Source organism: Enterobacter sp. RHBSTW-00593, from assembly GCF_013784105.1.
Lineage (GTDB): Bacteria > Pseudomonadota > Gammaproteobacteria > Enterobacterales > Enterobacteriaceae > Enterobacter > Enterobacter ludwigii.
In genome coordinates this window covers 4,385,751-4,403,424 of sequence record NZ_CP056393.1, presented here as the reverse complement: position 1 = coordinate 4,403,424, position 17,674 = coordinate 4,385,751, and the positions used below count along the sequence as shown (strand labels likewise).

Here is a 17,674-nt window from a genome sequence, read left to right as displayed (position 1 = left end):
GATCCTTAGCGCTCGACCAGTGCTATACGACGGTTATAGAGGTTCATCAGCAACGAAATCACCAGGCTGATGATCAGATAGACAGACATTGTGATGGCAATAGTTTCAATGGCTTGTCCGGTCTGGTTAAGCACGGTTCCGGCAAACAGCGACACCATATCGGGGTAGCCAATGGCGGCCGCCAGCGATGAGTTTTTGACAATATTGAGGTATTGACTGGTCAGCGGCGGAATGATGACCCGTAACGCTTGCGGAATAATGACCTGACGAAGCGTCACCGTATGGGGTAATCCCAGCGAGCGCGCCGCCTCGTGTTGCCCGTAAGGAACGGCCTGGATCCCCGCACGAATAATCTCGGCGATAAATGCAGAGGTATAAATCGAAAGCGCCAGCGTCAGGGCTGCCAGCTCAGGAATTAAAACCATTCCGCCCTGGAAGTTAAAGCCACGCAGCTGCGGAATATCCCAGTGAAGGGCGGCCCCAAACAGCCAGTGTGTCAGAAGTGGAAGACCAATGATAAGGATGGCGGCGGTTGGCCAGGTTTTACGAAGCTGCCCGGTTTTGAACTGATGCTTGCGGTTATAGCGGAACATGGCGGCTGAGAGAGCAAGCGCTATTACAAGGGCGGCAATGAAGGCATACAACCCTTCACCCGGCTGCGGAGAAGGAATATACAACCCGCGATTACTCAGGAAAAACAGATCAAGAGCGTCAATAGCCTGACGTGGCCCCGGCAGGTTGCGCAGCACGGCAAAATACCAGAAAAAGATCTGCAGCAGCGGCGGAATATTACGGAACGTCTCAATATAAAAAGTAGACAGTTTGCGTAGCAGCCAGTTTTCGGACAAACGTGCCAGACCAATAAAGAAGCCCAGTATGGAGGCAAAGACAATACAAAGTGCAGAGACCAGCAGCGTATTCAGTAAACCGACCACGAACACGCGTCCATACGTGTCGCCTTCCTGATAATCAATAAGGTGTTGAACAATGCCAAACCCCGCGCTGCGATCCAGAAAAGCAAAGCCGGAGGTAATACCGCGATTATTCAGGTTGGTTATAGTGTTATGGATGAGATACACGGCGATAAGAACAACCGCAATAATCGCAATAACCTGGAATAGCCAGGCGCGGACCGCGGGATGAGAAAAGGATAGCGATCCTTTTACGGCTGAGCGGCGATGGGACATAAAGAAACCTCGGTAACCATGACTCTGGGGCGGGCACTGCCTTAACAGTGCCCGTTACAGCAATGACTTAACGTACTGGTGGCGCGTACTGAATACCGCCGTTGTTCCAGAGATTATTCTGGCCGCGTTTGATCTTCAGAGGGCTTTCCGATCCCACGTTGCGCTCAAAGATCTCAGCGTAGTTACCCACCTGTTTGATGATGTTGTAAGCCCACTTGTTATCCAGCTTCAGATCCTTCCCGAAATCGCCCTCTGTTCCCAGCAGATGAGCCATATCCGGCGTGGACGGTTTAGCGGCTTTCTCGTCGACGTTTTTCGAGTTGATGCCCATCTCTTCGGCATTCAGCATGGCAAACAGCGTCCAGCGAACAATGGAGAACCAGTCTTCATCGCCACGACGCACAACCGGTCCAAGAGGCTCCTTGGAGATCACTTCAGGCAGGACAATCCACTCTGCCGGGTTGCTCAGCTTAATACGCAAGGCGTACAGCTGTGACTGGTCAGAAGCCAGCGTGTCGCAACGACCGGATTCCAGCGCTTTGGCCGATTCATCGGAGCGATCGAATGTCACAGGGGTATATTTCATGTTATTTGCTTTGAAATAATCCGCGACGTTCAGCTCGGTATCGGTACCGGCCTGGATACAAACGGTCGCGCCATCCAGCTCTTTGGCGCTTTTCAGGCCCGCTTTATTGTGGGTCAGGAAACCGATACCGTCATAATAGGTCACGCCAGTAAATGCCATTCCCATGCCTGCATCACGTGAGGAGGTCCAGGTGGTATTACGGGAAAGCATGTCAACTTCGCCAGACTGTAATGCAGTAAAACGTTCTTTCGCCGTCAGCGGGGTATATTTTACTTTACTGTCGTCACCGAAAACGGCGGCGGCGACACCGCGGCAGACATCAACATCAATACCGGTAAATTTGCCGTTTGCATCGGCATAAGAGAAGCCAGGTAAACCGTCACTGATCCCACATTGAACAAACCCTTTCTTTTTAACGGCATCCAGTGTCGTACCCGCATGGGCCTGACCGGCTACAGCAAACAACATGCCCGCGGCGGCCAGGCTGGCTATCATCGTCTTTTTCATAATGCATCCTGTGTGGCGAAATTTATCGTTATAGAGGCGTTTTAAACGCTTTACCTGTCTGTGGCTTTGGCCAACGTTTATAAAGCAAACGTAATGCCAGGTTTTGCGCTCAACAAAATAGGTGACCAATGAACGCATAATGCTGAGTGTAGACAGGGTTAAATAAAGAGAGCGCCCCGAAACGGTGCGAAATTACAACCTGTGCCACAAATCGGAGCAAAACTTTCAGCGGCTATACCTTAAAAAGAAGAGATAGTTTCTGGGGTGAATATTGGCAGGGTATTAAATATAATTAATATGTGAAAATCATCACGATAGAATATGTAATTTAACGCTGTGCATTAAAAATATGTGACTGTCCGCAGGATGAAATAAACAAGGTGGGTAAAGACAGGGCTATTTTTTTACTTATCTGAAAACGCTGCACTCTTTAAAAGCAAAAGCGCGGACAGAGCCGCGCTTTCTACACAAATGATACGTTCTGATGTTACTTCGTCAGAGCAACGATACCCAGCGTCAAACCTGCCACCGCGGCAGCACCACCGGCGATAGCACCTGCTGTTTCCCAGTTGTCCTGAGTGGTGCCTTTCATACAGGTATTGGTATGAACCAGTCGGCCTTGATCGTCGTATACCGGTACACATGGAGAGTCGTGCGCGCATCCAGCAAGCAGCGCAGCGAGTAGTGCAACGGAAATGAATCTTTTCATGATGTTACCTCAGTATTATTTCTCATTCGCTATACAGCCAGGAGGGCTATTAACGAACTGGAGACTATTTTACCACCGGGATAAGGCAACGTTGCACGGGGAATAATCTCAAATTATGTTGTTTGTAAAAATCGTGGAGAAAAGTCGCTGTCAGGATGAATTAATGGAGAAAATATGAAGACGTAACGCGGCGTTTTTACTTAATGCAAATGGTTAACTATTAATGCTGTGAGTATGACATATCTAATTCATTGTTTATGCTAAAAATAAAAAAGGCACCTGAGGTGCCTTTTTTGAGAAACATTACTCTTTATGTTTCGTAAACCGGCGCCGGACAACCACAAAGAAGACGGGCACGAAGAAAATAGCCAGAAGCGTTGCGGAAAGCATCCCTCCCATAACACCTGTCCCGACAGCATTTTGCGCGCCGCTCCCGGCTCCTCTGCTGATGACCAGTGGCATCACGCCAAGGATAAAGGCCAGCGACGTCATCAGGATCGGTCGAAGGCGCATTCTGGATGCTTCCAGTGTGGCTTCAATGATCCCTTTACCTTCTTTATCCATCAGATCCTTAGCAAACTCGACGATCAGAATGGCGTTTTTCGCCGACAGACCAATCGTTGTCAGCAGGCCGACCTGGAAATAGACATCATTATTTAACCCGCGAATCGATGCGGCGAGAAGCGCGCCCGTGACACCCAGCGGCACAACCAGCATGACCGAGAAGGGAATAGACCAGCTTTCATAAAGCGCAGCCAGGCACAGGAACACCACAATCAGTGAAATGGCGTACAGGGCAGGTGCCTGGTTACCAGACAGTCGTTCCTGATAAGACATTCCCGTCCAGTCATGGCCGATACCGGAAGGCAGTTTTGCGGCGAGGTTCTCCATCAAGGCCATCGCCTCACCGGTACTTTTACCCGGCGCGGACTCACCGAGGATCTCCATCGAAGGCATTCCGTTGTAGCGCTCCAGGCGAGGCGAGCCATACACCCAGTGCGAGCTGCTAAAGGAGGAGAACGGCACCATTTCACCATTCGCGCTGCGCACGTAGAGGTTGTTGATGTCCCCTGGCAACATACGGAAGTGAGCGTCGGCCTGGACGTACACTTTTTTCACGCGTCCATGATCGATAAAGTCGTTCACATAGGTTCCCCCCAATGCCGTCGAGATCGTCTGGTTGACGTCAGAGAGGCTGACGCCCAGCGCCTGTGCCTTCTCCTGATCGACATCCAGTTTGAACTGTGGGGTATCTTCCAGACCGTTAGGACGAACGCGAACCAGCAGATCGGGGTGCGCTTTCACCATGCCGAGCAGTTGATTACGCGCCTGGGTCAGTTGGGTATGCCCCAGGTTAGCTTGATCAATCAACTCAAAGTCAAAGCCCGTTGCGGTACCCAGCTCGATAATCGCTGGCAGGTTAAACGGGAACACGAGGCCATCTTTAATCTGACTGAAGGCCTTCGTCGCACGCCTTACGATCGCCTCAACGCTATTTTCTGCTCCGGGACGCGCTTCCCAGGGCTTTAGGCTAACGAACGCAATACCGGAGTTCTGACCCTGACCACTAAAGCTAAAGCCGTTCACGGTAAACACCGATTCAACGTTAGCCTTCTCGTTGTTGAGATAATAATTTTGAACCTGGTCAAGCACCTGCTGGGTTCGCATCTGGGTGGCTCCGGCGGGGAGCTGGACCATAGTCATAAATACCCCCTGATCCTCTTCGGGCAGGAAGGAGGTGGGTAAGCGCAGGAACAGTACAGCCATACCACCGACGATGATGACGTATACCACCAGATAGCGCCCGGTCTTACGCAAAATGCCGCTTACGCTGTTGCTGTAATGCTCCACGCTCCGGTCAAAGAGCGCATTAAACCAGCCGAAGAAGCCACCTTTCTTTTCGTGGCGATCGCTGGAGACGGGCTTAAGCAAGGTGGCGCACAGGGCCGGTGTCAGAATCAGAGCGACCAGCACCGACAGCGCCATAGCCGAGACAATGGTCAGCGAGAACTGACGATAGATGGCTCCCGTTGAACCGCCAAAAAAGGCCATGGGGATAAAGACCGCCGAGAGCACCATGGCGATACCCACCAGTGCGCCCTGTATCTGCCCCATCGACTTCTGCGTCGCCTCTTTTGGCGGCAGCTTGTCCTCAACCATGACGCGTTCGACGTTCTCAACCACCACGATGGCGTCATCAACCAGCAGGCCAATCGCCAGCACCATACCGAACATGGTCAGGGTGTTGATGGAGAAACCGAACGCCGCCAGGATCGCAAACGTACCCAACAGCACGATCGGCACCGCAATTGTCGGGATAAGCGTCGCCCGCAGGTTTTGCAGGAAAAGATACATCACCAGGAAGACGAGAATGATCGCTTCGAACAGCGTTTTCACCACTTCGTGGATAGAGATCTTCACAAAAGGCGTGGTGTCGTAGGGGTAGACTACCTTCAGCCCCTGCGGGAAGAACTGCTGGAGCTGGGCCAGTTTGCTCTTGATGGCGGCGGCCGTGTCCAGTGCGTTTGCACCGGTAGCCAGCTTAATCCCCAGGCCAGTTGCCGCTTGCCCGTTGATTTTGGTGACCATATTGTAGTTTTCGCCACCCAGCTCAATGCGGGCCACATCTTTCAGATGAACCATGGAGCCGTCCTGGTTCACCTTGAGCGTCACGCGGCCAAACTCTTCCGGAGATTTCAGACGCGTTTGTGCAATGATCGAGGCGTTCAACTGCTGCCCCGGTACTGACGGCGTTCCGCCTAACTGGCCGGCCGCTATCTGGTCGTTCTGCGTTTTCAGCTGATTAATCACATCCAGCGGCGTCAGCTGGTATTTGTTCATCGCGTTGCTGTCGAGCCAGATGCGCATCGCATACTGGGCACCAAACAGCTGCACATCACCAACTCCCGTGGTGCGGCTAATGGCATCTTTCACGTTAGACGCGACATAGTCAGAGATGTCATCCTGCGTGAGGTCTTTGTTATCGGAAACAAAGCCTGCGACCAGCAGGAAGCTGCTGCTGGACTTCTCAACACCGATCCCTTGCTGCTGGACCTCTTGGGGGAGCAGCGGCATGGCGAGCTGCAGTTTGTTCTGCACCTGTACCTGCGCAATGTCCGGGTCTGTTCCGGACTGGAAGGTCAGCGTGATGGTGACATTACCTGCGGAATCGCTGGTGGATGACATATACATCAGGTTATCGATACCGTTCATGTTCTGTTCGATAACCTGCGTTACGGTATCCTGCACCGTTTGCGCATCAGCACCCGGATACGTTGCGGTGATAGCCACGGCGGGAGGGGCAATGGTCGGATACTGCGCGATGGGCAGTTTGAGAATGGCCAGCCCGCCTGCAATCATCAAAATGATGGCAAGCACCCAGGCGAAAACCGGCCGTTGGATAAAGAAATTAGCCATGTCGTCGTCCCTTAACCGGCTGGAGTCGTGGTGGTATCAGGCGTCGCGACGACGGTAGCGCCCGGTCTGACTTTTTGTAAGCCGCTGACAATGACGCGGTCGCCATTTTTCAGCCCTTCCGTCACCAGCCAGCGATCGCCAATCGCCTGAGGGGCAACGACGGTACGTGACTCAACCTGGTTTTTATCATTAACCACCAGAACGGATGCATCACCGCGCGGCGTGCGGGTCACGCCTTGTTGTGGGACCAGAATCGCATCAGGCTGTGTGCCTTCATCAATGCGGGCCCGGACAAACATGCCAGGCAACAGCAGGTGCTGTGGGTTTGGGAAAATCGCGCGCAAGGTGATAGAGCCGGTACTTTCATCGACCGTGACATCCGAGAACTGCAGCGTACCTTTCAACGGGTAGGGCTGACCATTCTCCATCACCAGCTCAACGGTGCTGGTGGCCTCTCCTTTTTGCAGGCTCGTCTGCTTCAGACGCATAAAATCACTGCTGGACTGGGTGACGTCGACATACATCGGATCAAGCTGCTGAACCGTTGCCAGGGCTGCGGCTTGCCCGTTGGTCACCAGCGCGCCTTCGGTGACGCTGGATTTACCGATGCGACCCTCGACGGGAGACGTCACTTTGGTATAGGCAAGATTAATGCGCGCGCTTTCAACGCCTGCCTGTGCGGCAACGACGCTGGCATCTGCTTGCTGCGCTGTCGCCACGGCCTGGTCGTATTCCTGCTTGCTGACATACTGCGTGCCAACCAGCGTGAGATAACGTTTTACCGTCAGGTGCGCAATGTTAGCCGCCGCCTGGGCCTTCGCGAGTTCACCTTTCGCGTTGTCATACGCGGCCTGATAGGTGGCAGGATCGATCTGATAAAGTGACTCGCCGGCTTTTACATCACTTCCCTCTGTGAAGTTACGACGCAATATGATGCCGCTCACCTGAGGACGAACCTCCGCAACGCGAAAGGCATCTGTTCTGCCCGGGAGTTCGGTGGTGATAGCCAGAGGGGCGCTTTTCACTATATGCACGCTGACCTGAGGCGCCTGCGGATGTGGTGGTTGGTTTTCCTGACCATCGCATCCAGTGAGCAGTACCGCGCAGACAATAAAACCGGATAAGGGCAAACGTCTGAAATAATTCGTCATTACTGTTCCTTTAAATACCCATGAACCGATATTTGCCGTGAATCGGTAGCAGGGCAGAGGGATAAAAATAAAATGTAGGGCGTATAATAATGAGGGTAATTAATGTTTTTTAATTTATAAGTGCGAATGAACAGGCCTTAAGGCAAAAATCAGAATCAAACCTGGTGTTAGCGAGGATATAGTTCTGGCTGGTTAATCAGATAAATGGCATTTAACGTGGCTCAATTATTCATCTCATGAATTTAATTATATCTATGCATTTGTCTAAATTATTAATTAAGCGATTTGACTTTTTTTGTGCAAAATTAAAACGCAAAGTAGTGAATACTTTCGTGTATCTGACCCGTGTAAATATAAACCTTGTGAGTAACGAGTAGTCGTCTATGGCGCGTAAAAAGAAAGAAGAGGCTCAACAAACCCGTCAGCAGCTGATTGAAGCGGCTATCGGGCAGTTTGCGACGCGGGGCGTGGCGAACACGACGCTGACGGATATCGCGGATGCAGCAAATGTTACACGGGGTGCCATCTATTGGCATTTTACCAGTAAATCAGAAATATTTAATGCCATCTGGGAACAGCAATTACCGTTTCGTGACATCATTCGTGACAGACTTTCTCTTTCTGCGGGCAGCGATCCGTTGTTAATGCTTCGTGAGCAATTTATTGCTGCGTTGCAATATATTGCACATGAGCCTCGGCAATGCGCTCTTTTGCAAATTTTGTATCATAAGTGTGAATTTAATAGCGATATGATTTCAGAGTGTGAAATCAGAAAACGTATTGGTTTTAATTATGAGTCTTTACGTGCCACGTTGCAGGACTGTATTTCGCGGAACCTCATTTCGTCACAGGTAAATGTTGATCTAACCCTGATTGTTTTCCACGGTTTTTTCAGCGGAATCATTAAAAACTGGTTAATGAATAACAGCAGCTTTAATCTTTATCAGCAGGCTCCTGCGCTGGTCGATAGCATTCTGGCGACACTCCCTGTCGTGCGGGTGTCGCCTCATGAGGATGATTTTAGCTCAGCGCCAGGTAACATTTCCCCTTGCGCGCAGAGCGTTTCGATGGTCTGTGCACTGACCGGTTTGCCCAACAGATAGCCCTGAAGCGTGTTGCAGCCCAGCGCCGTCAAAAAGGTTTGCTGTGCTTCGGTTTCCACCCCTTCCGCCACGACTTTCAGATTTAGCGTTTTTGCCAGGGCCACAATCGCTGAGACAATGGTGGCGTCTTCGCTTTCACCGCTTAATTCTTTCACGAACGCTCTGTCGATTTTCAATTCACAGGCCGGCAGGCGCTTGAGATAAAGCAGGCTGGAATAACCGGTACCAAAATCATCAATGGAGGCTTTCACGCCCGCGTCCGTCAGCTCTGTCAGCACGCGCACACTCTCATCCGGGTTGCTCATCGCCGTGGTTTCCGTCACTTCAAGGATCAGCATCTCCGGCGGTACGTTGTGACGCGTCAGGCAGTCGAGCACCGTTTTAACCAGTGAAGGTTGCTCAAACTGCAGTGTCGACAGGTTCACCGCCATCGACCAGTTTTGATGCCCCTGAAGGTGCCACTCCCGCAACTGACGGCAGGCCTCATTAAGTACCCAGTTGCCAATCGGGATGATCAGCCCCGTTTTTTCCGCCAGCGGCAGGAACAGGTCTGGCGTCAGCAATCCCTGCTTCGGGTGTTGCCAGCGCAATAGCGCCTCGAACCCAAGGACAGGACCCGCCGGTGCGTGGAATTTTGGCTGATAAAGCAGGCGCAGTTCATTACGATCGATAGCCAGCCACAGATCGTTCATCAACTGGAGATGGGTCTGCGCCAGGGTGTTCATGGAGGGCTGGAAAAAGTGATAACCGTTTCGGCCCATGTGCTTCGTGTGGTACATCGCCGCATCGGCGTTAAACATCAGCTCGCGCTCGGTTTTACCGTCGTGGGGATAGAGCGCGATACCAATGCTAAGGGTTACCACCAGTTCATAGGGATCCAGATTGAATGGGCTATCGATAGCGCGAACCAGCGAGTTGGCCAGTGAGGCCGCATCATCCGGACCTTCTCCTTCAGCCAGCAGAACAAACTCATCACCACCGATACGGGCAAGGGTGAACTGACCCTTCAGGGGCGTGAGCAGGCGCTGCGTCACGGCGACAAGCAGTCTGTCACCGACATCATGGCCGTACGCATCGTTGATGGTTTTAAACCCGTCGAGATCCATGAACATCAGTGCAAAATGGGTGCCTTCACGGTCAGCTTTGCTGATGGCCTGATCGAGGCGGTCCTCCAGCAAAACACGGTTCGGCAGACGCGTCAGCGTATCCTGCAAAGCCAGTTGAGCGAGTTCGCGGTTCGCTTCTGCAAGGGATGAGGCCAGAAGGGAGGTCCGTGCCTGAAGGCGGGCATCCAGCATCGAGACCAGCAGCGTGATCCCCAGTATGGCGAGTGCGACGACGCTGACCAGTACTGCCAGCCAGCTGCCGTTAATACCTTCATGGTGTGTCATGGTCGACATGGGGAACTGAGCGGCTTTCATCCCGGCATAGTGCATACCGGCAATGGCGATCCCCATCGTAACGGCGGCGGCAAAACGCATCAGCGACACCTGAGACGCTTCATGCCGCAAGCGGAACGTCAACCATAATGCGGCGAGCGAAGCCGCAAGCGCAATGACAACCGAAATGGCCACCCATGTTTTGTCCCAGATAATACCGTGAGAGACTTCCAGCGCCGCCATGCCGGTGTAATGCATCGCCACAATGCCGCAGCCCATCACTAACGCACCGGGCATCAGACGGCGCAAACGTAACTGCTCACAGCTAACAAGCCACAGCGCAAACAGTGACGAGCCCACGGCGATAACCATGGATAGCACCGTCAGGGTTGCGTTGTAGCGCATGCTCATGGAGAGGTCCATCGCCAGCATGCCGATAAAATGCATGGCCCACACGCCAATCCCCATGGCAATACCGCCGCCGGCCAGCCAGACGCGCGCAGCCACGCCCTGACTCCCGGCAACACGAGCAGCCATATTCAGCGCGGTATAGGCAGCAAGGATAGCAACAACAAAGGAGAGGACGACGAGGATATGGTTGTATTGGCTAACCAGCATGATCGGTTCTACTCGAGTGTGAGGTTACGCAGGCGCGGTTGAGAAGGGCGAGACATTATCATCGTAAGGTAATGGCTCAAAGGGATTTAAATCCCCGTTTTTAGTGGGTCATAACAGTGAGTTTAGCGGCGTCAGGCGGTTAGTCGAGTTCTGAGCAGTTCACTAATTTTAGTGGATTTACGGAATTCATATTGCGACACTTATCGGCTTCAGTGCTCATCAGTTCAATCCACTGCATCAGGAGCGCGTCGAAGAGGAAAACCGAGACAGCAAATACAACCAGCCACCAGTATTTACGAATCATGCGTATCGCTCCGGGCGAAGAGGTTCAGTGAGGTGGTGGAAATATACACGAAAAGTCGCGGTTTAAAAGGGGGATAAACGAAGGTTTACACAGCCTTGACGGTGACAGGCGCGGGCAATAAAAAAGGCGCATCCCCATGCCAGGTAGCGCCTTTTTAAACAAGCATTTCGCTAACCGAAATTAGTTCATGCCGTATTTTTTCAGTTTCTTACGCAGTGTACCACGGTTGATACCCATCATCAGGGCAGCGCGGGTTTGGTTACCGCGGGTGTATTGCATCACCATGTCCAACAGTGGCTGTTCAACTTCAGCCAGTACCAGCTCATACAGGTCATTAACATCCTGACCGTTCAGTTGAGCAAAATAGTTCTTCAGTGCCTGTTTAACCGAGTCACGCAGGGGCTTTTGAGTTACCTGATCCTGGGAGTTAACGGTAGAAACGGTCAGTACGTCAGAATTTACGCGTTGTTCGAACATAGTTCTGTCAGCTCTTTATTTCATTACGCAAGATTTTCGAAGTATGCCTCCAACGCCTCCAGCTGTACGCTGGCATCCTCTATGGCGTTGAATGTGCGCCGAAACTGGTCATTTGGAGCGTGCTCCTGGAGATACCAGGATACGTGTTTACGCGCAATTCGGTACCCTTTTGCCTGACCATAAAAGTCATGCAATTCCCGAACATGCGAACAAAGCAAGCGCTTTACCTCTGCCAGTGGCAGTGGGGCAAGCAACTCCCCAGTGTCCAGATAATGCTGGATTTCCCGAAAGATCCAGGGTCTTCCCTGAGCGGCACGTCCTATCATCAGAGCATCAGCTCCCGTATAGTCGAGCACAGCTCTGGCTTTAAGCGGGTCAGTAATGTCACCATTCGCGATAACCGGAATGGAAACTTTCTGCTTAACTGCCCGAATGCTGTCGTATTCAGCTTCACCATTGAACAAACAGGCGCGAGTGCGTCCATGGATGGTCAGGGCCTGAATGCCACAGTCTTCGGCCAGTTGGGCAATCTCTACACAGTTACGGTGTTCCGGCGACCAACCCGTGCGAATCTTCAACGTAACAGGAACGTCCACTGCGCTGACAACCGCGGTCAGGATAGACTTCACCTGGTCGGGGTATTGCAGAAGGGCTGAACCTGCAAGCTTGCGATTCACTTTCTTGGCCGGGCAACCCATATTGATATCAATAATCTGGGCGCCACTTTCCACGTTAATCCGCGCGGCATCTGCCATCTCTTCAGGCACGCTTCCGGCAATTTGCACGGTGCGAATACCTGGTTCATCAACGTGCACCATCCGAAGGCGGGACTTATCGCTTTCCCACACTTGTGGGTTAGACGACATCATCTCGGAAACGGTTAAACCTGCCCCCATCTCATAGCACAGCGTCCTGAACGGCCGGTCGGTAATACCTGCCATTGGGGCTGCGATCAGGCGATTTCTGAGCTGGTAGTGTCCGATGCGCATGAGTTAAGAAATGACCATACTGTGACTGCAAGGCGGCGTATATTACGCATTTTTTGCACGAGATGAAAGGCCAAACTTTGAACAATCCACTGTTGTAGATCAAGGAATCGCCGCTCTGTCCTTCAGGTGAAAATTATAAACCTGTTAAATCATAAAGTTATGATGGAATGATTATTTTATAGCCGCTTACAATTTCCCGTAACTTCTCATCATTTCTGAATAAATGCATCACTTGAGCGGGATAATCTGCTGTTTTTAGCAGCAGATTATCCCGCTTGTTTGCGATCTGAGTCGCATTTTAGAACATGATCTGCATGCGAAAAATGCGCATTATTCGACGACTACGCGACCATGAAGGGGTTGTACAGGGCGGTTATTTTCGTGGTGCATCGTGTGGGAGAATTTTTCAAGCTGCTCTGCAGAGACGGTCAGCGGGTGCTTCAGTACAATCCAGGTTACCCCCTCTGAGCACGGCGGCGTGGTCAGCGAGCCGCTAAAGCGCCAGTACGTTTTATCTTTTGGAATCAGCTTGTTCAGATTGAGCTCCTGCTTAATCGAGACGTTCTGTTCGGCCTGCTCAGGCATGACGCTCCACAGCTTATTCAGCTCCGGGTTCGCGGCCCCTTTATCGAACATTACCGCCACCACCGCCAGCTCACCGGCCGCGTTTTTGTGCACCAGATGCATTTCCATCGCAAATTTCTTGCCATGCACGGTGTTTTCGCTCGGCGCGTGGAAATGGAACTGTTGCAGGGTCCAGGTTTGCTTATCGAGGGTAAGGGTATCGCGGGTTTCCGGCTTTTCACTTGCCTGAATGGTGTGGCCGTTGTTCGTCAGCGTCACGGGGCCATCAATGTAATGCGTTTGCAGCGGGGAGAGGTGCGCGTTCGCGGTGGATTCAATGTTGATGGGGGACTGATTCATCCCGCTTTGACAGGTTTTGTAAGCCTCGTCCAGTTCGCCCCAGTGTTCCGGTGCGCCTTCGCCTTCGTAGCTCCAGTGTGATGCGCAGGCTGAAGCCGAGATAATGCTCAGCGCAAAGAGCGCTGCCTTGCCAGTAAAGTGGGTCATAGTATTCTTCCGGTGAATTATTGTGGTTCAAACCATTTTTATCAATATGATTTGTGTGGGTATTTTACCGGAGAAGGGCACGGGAGGAGAGGATTATCGGAGGAAGAGAGGCGTGGTCAGATGACCACGCCAATGGCTTACTTTTTACGGCCCGTAATACGACACCACTCTTCTTTTTCGACCACCGGGTCGAGGGCGAAAAGATCGGCATAGGCTTCGCAAACGCTGTCAGCCTGGCTTGCCAGGATCCCGGAAAGCCCCAGCAGACCGCCGTCAACGGGCAGTACGCTGATTAACGGGGCCAGTTCGCGTAATGGGCCGGCCAGAATGTTAGCCACCACCACATCGGCTTTCATGGCTTCTGGCTGCGCATCCGGCAGATACAGTTCAAGGCGGTCAGAAACGCCGTTGCGTTCAGCGTTATCACGGCTGGCCTGAATAGCCTGTGGATCGATATCGATCCCAATGGCTTTGGCCGCGCCCAGTTTCAGCGCCGCGATAGCGAGGATCCCGGATCCGCATCCGAAGTCGATCACCGTCTTGCCGTCCAGATCCAGACTGTCCAGCCACTGCAGGCACAGAGAAGTCGTCGGGTGAGTACCGGTCCCAAATGCCAGGCCCGGATCCAGCATCACGTTTACCGCGTTTTCATCCGGAACGTCACGCCAGCTCGGGCAGATCCACAGACGTTTACCGAACTGCATCGGGTGGAAGTTATCCATCCACTCGCGTTCCCAGTCTTTGTCTTCCAGCTGTTCGATTTTGTGTGCAAAACCCGCACCCAGCAGCGGATGATTTTCCAGGATCGCGACAACCTCTTTCATGTCAGTTTCTGCATCAAACAGGCCAATAACGTCGGTATCACCCCACAGGCGGGTTTCGCCCGGCAGTGGCTCAAACACCGGCGTGTCATGCGTGTCCTGGAAGGTGATGGAGACCGAACCGGCTTCCATCAGCGCATCGCTTAGCTCTTCGGCGTTAGCGCCGGTTGTATTCAGTTTTAGTTGGATCCACGGCATGGCAAAACTCTTTATTTATCAGTAGAAATCGTAGCGGGCTGTGGGACAGGCTGACCGAAACGGTTCCCGACCACAAACGCCAGTAAACTTAACAGTAACGAAGGCACAATAGGATGGAAGCCCAGGTACTGAATTTTAAATGTAGCTAGCACGGCATACAGCACACCGCCGACAATCATGCCGCTCAGGGCGCCGGCAGCGTTGGCGCGCTCCCAGTAGAGGCCCAATACCAGCGGCCACAGGAAGACGGCTTCGAGGCCGCCAAACGCCAGCAGGTTCAGCCAGATGATCATCTCCGGCGGACGCCATGCGGCTAACAGCAGCAGCGCGCCTAAAACGAGCGTAATCACCGCCGACATACGCTTCAGGCGTCGTTCATTTTGCACCTGCTCAGGACGCAGGTTCAGGTAGAGATCTTTAATGATCGTAGCGGAACTCTGCAGTAGCTGGGCGTTAATGGTCGACATTATGGCGGCCATTGGCGCGGCGAGGAATATCCCCGCGGCAAAAGGCGGAAGCACTTTGACCATCAGGGTTGGGATCACCAAATCGGGAACCGTAAGGTCGGGGATCACCGCACGTCCTAACGCACCCGCCAGATGCATGCCGAACATCAGGATTGCAACAACGATCGTCCCGATAATAATACCCCGGTGAACGGCTTTGCTGTCTTTATACGAGATACAACGCACGGCGGTATGCGGCAGGCCAATAACACCAAAGCACACCAGCACCCAGAACGACGTCATAAATGTTGGCGAAAGGATATCATCCGCACCCTGTGGGGAAATCAGTTTCGGGTCAATCGCTTCCAGAGTTTCAACGGCATGGCTCAGACCACCTGCGGCGTGAACAATTCCCACCAGCAGAACGATTGTGCCAACGAGCATCACCATCCCCTGCAGCGTATCGTTCAGCACGCTGGCGCGAAATCCGCCAAACGCTGTATACAGCGCAATGCTCACCCCAAAGATGGTAAGGCCCGTCTCATAGGGGATCCCTGCAGCGGTTTCCAGCAGACGTGCCCCGCCGATGAACTGCACCGTCATTGCACCAATAAACGCGACCAGCAGGCTCAAGCTTGCCAGCCACACCAGCAGACGGCTCTGGTAGCGCGCAAACAGCATATCGTTGAGCGTCACGGCGTTATAACGGCGTGCCAGAATGGCAAACTTTTTACCCAGTATACCCAGCGAGAGCCAGACGGCAGGCAGCTGAATCATTGCCAGCAGCACCCAACCTAACCCGTATTTATAGGCTGCACCGGGGCCACCGATAAACGAGCTGGCGCTGATATAGGTGGCGGTAAGCGTCATGGCCAGCACGACACCGCCCATCGAGCGACTGCCGAGGAAATACTCATTCAGGAAGGTGCCGGTCGTTCTCTTACGCATTGCATAAACGGACAAACCAAACACGACCACCAGGTACGCGACCAGCGGCAGAATGACTTCAAGCTGCATCATCATCCTCCAGCGGAATATCCCGGTAAATAAATTTCACCATTGCCCAGCACAGCAGGATAAAGACCAGCGGCACCAGCAGGCAGGCCATTTCGAACCAGTGAGGCAGGCCGGTAATGCCGATAGTCGAGTCAGGTAAGTAAGCGGTCACCAACCATGCGGCAAGATAGAGAAGGGTCAGCCACAGCGCCCATCGCGCTTCTTTATGGGCCTGAACAAAACGCTTGTCCATTTTTTGTCCCTTGTGGATGAATAAAGCGGGGATTGTACATGATGGGGCTTTCCGATCCCCAGAAATAAAAAAAGGCCGGATTATCCGGCCTTTTTGGCGTGACTGCGCGGTTACTTCTCTTGCAGACCGAGTTTTTTCTCCAGATAGTGGATGTTAGTCCCACCATTCTGGAAGTGCTCGTCGCTCATGATACGCATCTGCAGTTCAACGTTGGTTTTGATACCGTCGATGATCAGCTCCTGCAGGGCGTTCTTCATGCGGGCAATTGCTACGTCACGGTTTTCGCCGTAGCAGATAAGCTTACCGATCATGGAGTCATAGTACGGCGGTACGGTGTAACCCGCGTAGATATGAGACTCCCAACGCACACCAAAGCCACCCGGCGCGTGGAAACGCGTGATTTTACCCGGGCTTGGCAGGAAGGTATTCGGGTCTTCGGCGTTGATACGGCATTCCACCGCATGGCCTTTGACCACAACTTCTTCCTGTTTGATGGACAGAGGCTGACCCGCAGCGATACGCAGCTGTTCTTTGATCAGGTCAACGCCGGTAATCATTTCGGTAACCGGGTGTTCTACCTGAATACGGGTGTTCATCTCAATGAAGTAGAACTCGCCGTTTTCGAACAGGAACTCGAAAGTACCCGCACCGCGATAGCCGATATCGACACAGGCTTTAGCACAACGCTCGCCGATGTAGCGACGCAGTTCCGGCGTAATGCCCGGTGCTGGCGCTTCTTCAACCACTTTCTGGTGACGACGCTGCATGGAGCAGTCACGTTCTGCCAGATAGATAGCGTTACCCTGACCGTCAGCCAGCACCTGAATTTCGATGTGGCGTGGGTTTTCCAGGTATTTTTCCATGTACACCATGTCATTGCTGAAAGCTGCTTTCGCTTCCGCTTTGGTCATGGAGATGGACTGAGCCAGTTCAGCATCGCTACGCACAACGCGCATACCGCGACCGCCGCCGCCGCCGGACGCCTTGATGATAACCGGATAGCCAATGCGTTTCGCATGAGCACGGTTAGCATCCATGTCGTCGGTCAGAGGACCGTCAGAGCCCGGTACGGTTGGAACACCGGCTTTTTTCATCGCGGTGATTGCGGACACTTTGTCGCCCATCAGGCGGATAGTGTCAGCTTTCGGGCCGATGAAGATAAAGCCAGAGCGCTCAACCTGCTCAGCAAAGTTGGCGTTCTCAGAGAGGAAGCCATAACCCGGATGAATTGCCACCGCGCCGGTGATTTCAGCGGCGCTGATGATAGCCGGGATGTTCAGATAGCTTTTTACGGACGGAGCCGGGCCAATACAGACCGTCTCATCCGCCAGCAATACGTGTTTTAAATCGCGATCCGCGCTTGAGTGCACAGCGACGGTCTTGATGCCCAGTTCTTTACAGGCACGAAGAATACGCAGTGCAATCTCGCCGCGGTTGGCGATAACAATTTTATCCAGCATGT

Annotated in this window: 15 protein-coding genes; 1 reads left to right on the top strand and 14 read right to left on the bottom strand. The window is 52.8% G+C overall.

Features of this window, described 5'->3' with window-relative positions; genetic code table 11:
• Positions 1-5: 5 nt before the first annotated feature.
• The 5 genes from HV242_RS21100 to HV242_RS21080 form a co-directional block, all read right to left on the bottom strand.
• On the bottom strand, positions 6-1,187 hold the full coding sequence (locus HV242_RS21100; RefSeq protein ID WP_014171878.1) for an amino acid ABC transporter permease: 1,182 nt from the start codon (positions 1,185-1,187) through the stop codon (positions 6-8).
• Between the two features lie 67 nt (positions 1,188-1,254).
• The gene (locus tag HV242_RS21095) at positions 1,255-2,280 is read right to left on the bottom strand and encodes an amino acid ABC transporter substrate-binding protein (protein ID WP_014171877.1); all 1,026 of its coding nucleotides are present in this window, start codon (positions 2,278-2,280) and stop codon (positions 1,255-1,257) included.
• Positions 2,281-2,767: 487 nt separating this feature from the next.
• Positions 2,768-2,989, bottom strand: a complete 222-nt coding sequence (locus tag HV242_RS21090; protein ID WP_008502867.1) for a lipoprotein — start codon at positions 2,987-2,989, stop codon at positions 2,768-2,770.
• Positions 2,990-3,292: 303 nt separating this feature from the next.
• Entirely contained in the window at positions 3,293-6,406 is a 3,114-nt protein-coding gene (locus HV242_RS21085) for an efflux RND transporter permease subunit (protein WP_063858791.1), read from the bottom strand.
• A gap of 11 nt (positions 6,407-6,417) precedes the next feature.
• Positions 6,418-7,557, bottom strand: a complete 1,140-nt coding sequence (locus HV242_RS21080) for an efflux RND transporter periplasmic adaptor subunit (RefSeq protein WP_020883495.1) — start codon at positions 7,555-7,557, stop codon at positions 6,418-6,420.
• Between the two features lie 383 nt (positions 7,558-7,940).
• Here HV242_RS21080 and envR point away from each other — a divergent pair, with 383 nt between their 5' ends.
• Positions 7,941-8,660, top strand: a complete 720-nt coding sequence (gene envR, locus HV242_RS21075; protein WP_020883496.1) for an acrEF/envCD operon transcriptional regulator — start codon at positions 7,941-7,943, stop codon at positions 8,658-8,660.
• Here envR and HV242_RS21070 read toward each other — a convergent pair.
• The 9 genes from HV242_RS21070 to accC all read right to left on the bottom strand — a co-directional run bounded on the left by HV242_RS21070 (position 8,564) and on the right by accC (position 17,672).
• Positions 8,564-10,657, bottom strand: a complete 2,094-nt coding sequence (locus tag HV242_RS21070; protein ID WP_050737345.1) for a putative bifunctional diguanylate cyclase/phosphodiesterase — start codon at positions 10,655-10,657, stop codon at positions 8,564-8,566. The genes envR and HV242_RS21070 overlap by 97 nt on opposite strands.
• A gap of 139 nt (positions 10,658-10,796) precedes the next feature.
• Positions 10,797-10,961, bottom strand: a complete 165-nt coding sequence (locus HV242_RS21065) for a DUF2556 family protein (protein ID WP_020883498.1) — start codon at positions 10,959-10,961, stop codon at positions 10,797-10,799.
• 180 nt (positions 10,962-11,141) lie between these two features.
• Positions 11,142-11,438 carry a DNA-binding transcriptional regulator Fis gene (gene fis, locus HV242_RS21060; RefSeq protein WP_000462905.1) on the bottom strand — a complete coding sequence of 99 codons (297 nt, stop codon included), beginning with the start codon at positions 11,436-11,438 and terminating at the stop codon, positions 11,142-11,144.
• Positions 11,439-11,461: 23 nt separating this feature from the next.
• On the bottom strand, positions 11,462-12,427 hold the full coding sequence (gene dusB, locus HV242_RS21055; RefSeq protein WP_014171871.1) for a tRNA dihydrouridine synthase DusB: 966 nt from the start codon (positions 12,425-12,427) through the stop codon (positions 11,462-11,464).
• 330 nt (positions 12,428-12,757) lie between these two features.
• Positions 12,758-13,498 (bottom strand): carbonic anhydrase, encoded by a 741-nt coding sequence (locus tag HV242_RS21050; protein WP_050737344.1) that lies wholly within the window; start codon positions 13,496-13,498, stop codon positions 12,758-12,760.
• A 137-nt stretch (positions 13,499-13,635) separates the two neighbouring features.
• Positions 13,636-14,517 carry a 50S ribosomal protein L11 methyltransferase gene (gene prmA / locus HV242_RS21045; protein WP_014171869.1) on the bottom strand — a complete coding sequence of 294 codons (882 nt, stop codon included), beginning with the start codon at positions 14,515-14,517 and terminating at the stop codon, positions 13,636-13,638.
• A gap of 11 nt (positions 14,518-14,528) precedes the next feature.
• Complete coding sequence (gene panF, locus HV242_RS21040; RefSeq protein WP_050737343.1) at positions 14,529-15,980, bottom strand: sodium/pantothenate symporter; 1,452 nt, start codon at positions 15,978-15,980, stop codon at positions 14,529-14,531.
• On the bottom strand, positions 15,970-16,212 hold the full coding sequence (locus tag HV242_RS21035; RefSeq protein WP_050737342.1) for a YhdT family protein: 243 nt from the start codon (positions 16,210-16,212) through the stop codon (positions 15,970-15,972). The genes panF and HV242_RS21035 overlap by 11 nt, the downstream gene beginning before the upstream one ends.
• Before the next feature lie 110 nt (positions 16,213-16,322).
• Positions 16,323-17,672 (bottom strand): acetyl-CoA carboxylase biotin carboxylase subunit, encoded by a 1,350-nt coding sequence (gene accC / locus HV242_RS21030; protein WP_020883502.1) that lies wholly within the window; start codon positions 17,670-17,672, stop codon positions 16,323-16,325.
• Positions 17,673-17,674: the final 2 nt, after the last annotated feature.

What these genes read in the sequence shown, in the direction of transcription:
- HV242_RS21100 (WP_014171878.1), bottom strand. Translation starts at nt 1,187, where the DNA reads ATGTCCCATCGCCGCTCAGCCGTAAAAGGATCGCTATCCTTTTCTCAT.
- HV242_RS21095 (WP_014171877.1), bottom strand. Translation starts at nt 2,280, where the DNA reads ATGAAAAAGACGATGATAGCCAGCCTGGCCGCCGCGGGCATGTTGTTT.
- HV242_RS21090 (WP_008502867.1), bottom strand. Translation starts at nt 2,989, where the DNA reads ATGAAAAGATTCATTTCCGTTGCACTACTCGCTGCGCTGCTTGCTGGA.
- HV242_RS21085 (WP_063858791.1), bottom strand. Translation starts at nt 6,406, where the DNA reads ATGGCTAATTTCTTTATCCAACGGCCGGTTTTCGCCTGGGTGCTTGCC.
- HV242_RS21080 (WP_020883495.1), bottom strand. Translation starts at nt 7,557, where the DNA reads ATGACGAATTATTTCAGACGTTTGCCCTTATCCGGTTTTATTGTCTGC.
- envR (WP_020883496.1), top strand. Translation starts at nt 7,941, where the DNA reads ATGGCGCGTAAAAAGAAAGAAGAGGCTCAACAAACCCGTCAGCAGCTG.
- HV242_RS21070 (WP_050737345.1), bottom strand. Translation starts at nt 10,657, where the DNA reads ATGCTGGTTAGCCAATACAACCATATCCTCGTCGTCCTCTCCTTTGTT.
- HV242_RS21065 (WP_020883498.1), bottom strand. Translation starts at nt 10,961, where the DNA reads ATGATTCGTAAATACTGGTGGCTGGTTGTATTTGCTGTCTCGGTTTTC.
- fis (WP_000462905.1), bottom strand. Translation starts at nt 11,438, where the DNA reads ATGTTCGAACAACGCGTAAATTCTGACGTACTGACCGTTTCTACCGTT.
- dusB (WP_014171871.1), bottom strand. Translation starts at nt 12,427, where the DNA reads ATGCGCATCGGACACTACCAGCTCAGAAATCGCCTGATCGCAGCCCCA.
- HV242_RS21050 (WP_050737344.1), bottom strand. Translation starts at nt 13,498, where the DNA reads ATGACCCACTTTACTGGCAAGGCAGCGCTCTTTGCGCTGAGCATTATC.
- prmA (WP_014171869.1), bottom strand. Translation starts at nt 14,517, where the DNA reads ATGCCGTGGATCCAACTAAAACTGAATACAACCGGCGCTAACGCCGAA.
- panF (WP_050737343.1), bottom strand. Translation starts at nt 15,980, where the DNA reads ATGCAGCTTGAAGTCATTCTGCCGCTGGTCGCGTACCTGGTGGTCGTG.
- HV242_RS21035 (WP_050737342.1), bottom strand. Translation starts at nt 16,212, where the DNA reads ATGGACAAGCGTTTTGTTCAGGCCCATAAAGAAGCGCGATGGGCGCTG.
- accC (WP_020883502.1), bottom strand. Translation starts at nt 17,672, where the DNA reads ATGCTGGATAAAATTGTTATCGCCAACCGCGGCGAGATTGCACTGCGT.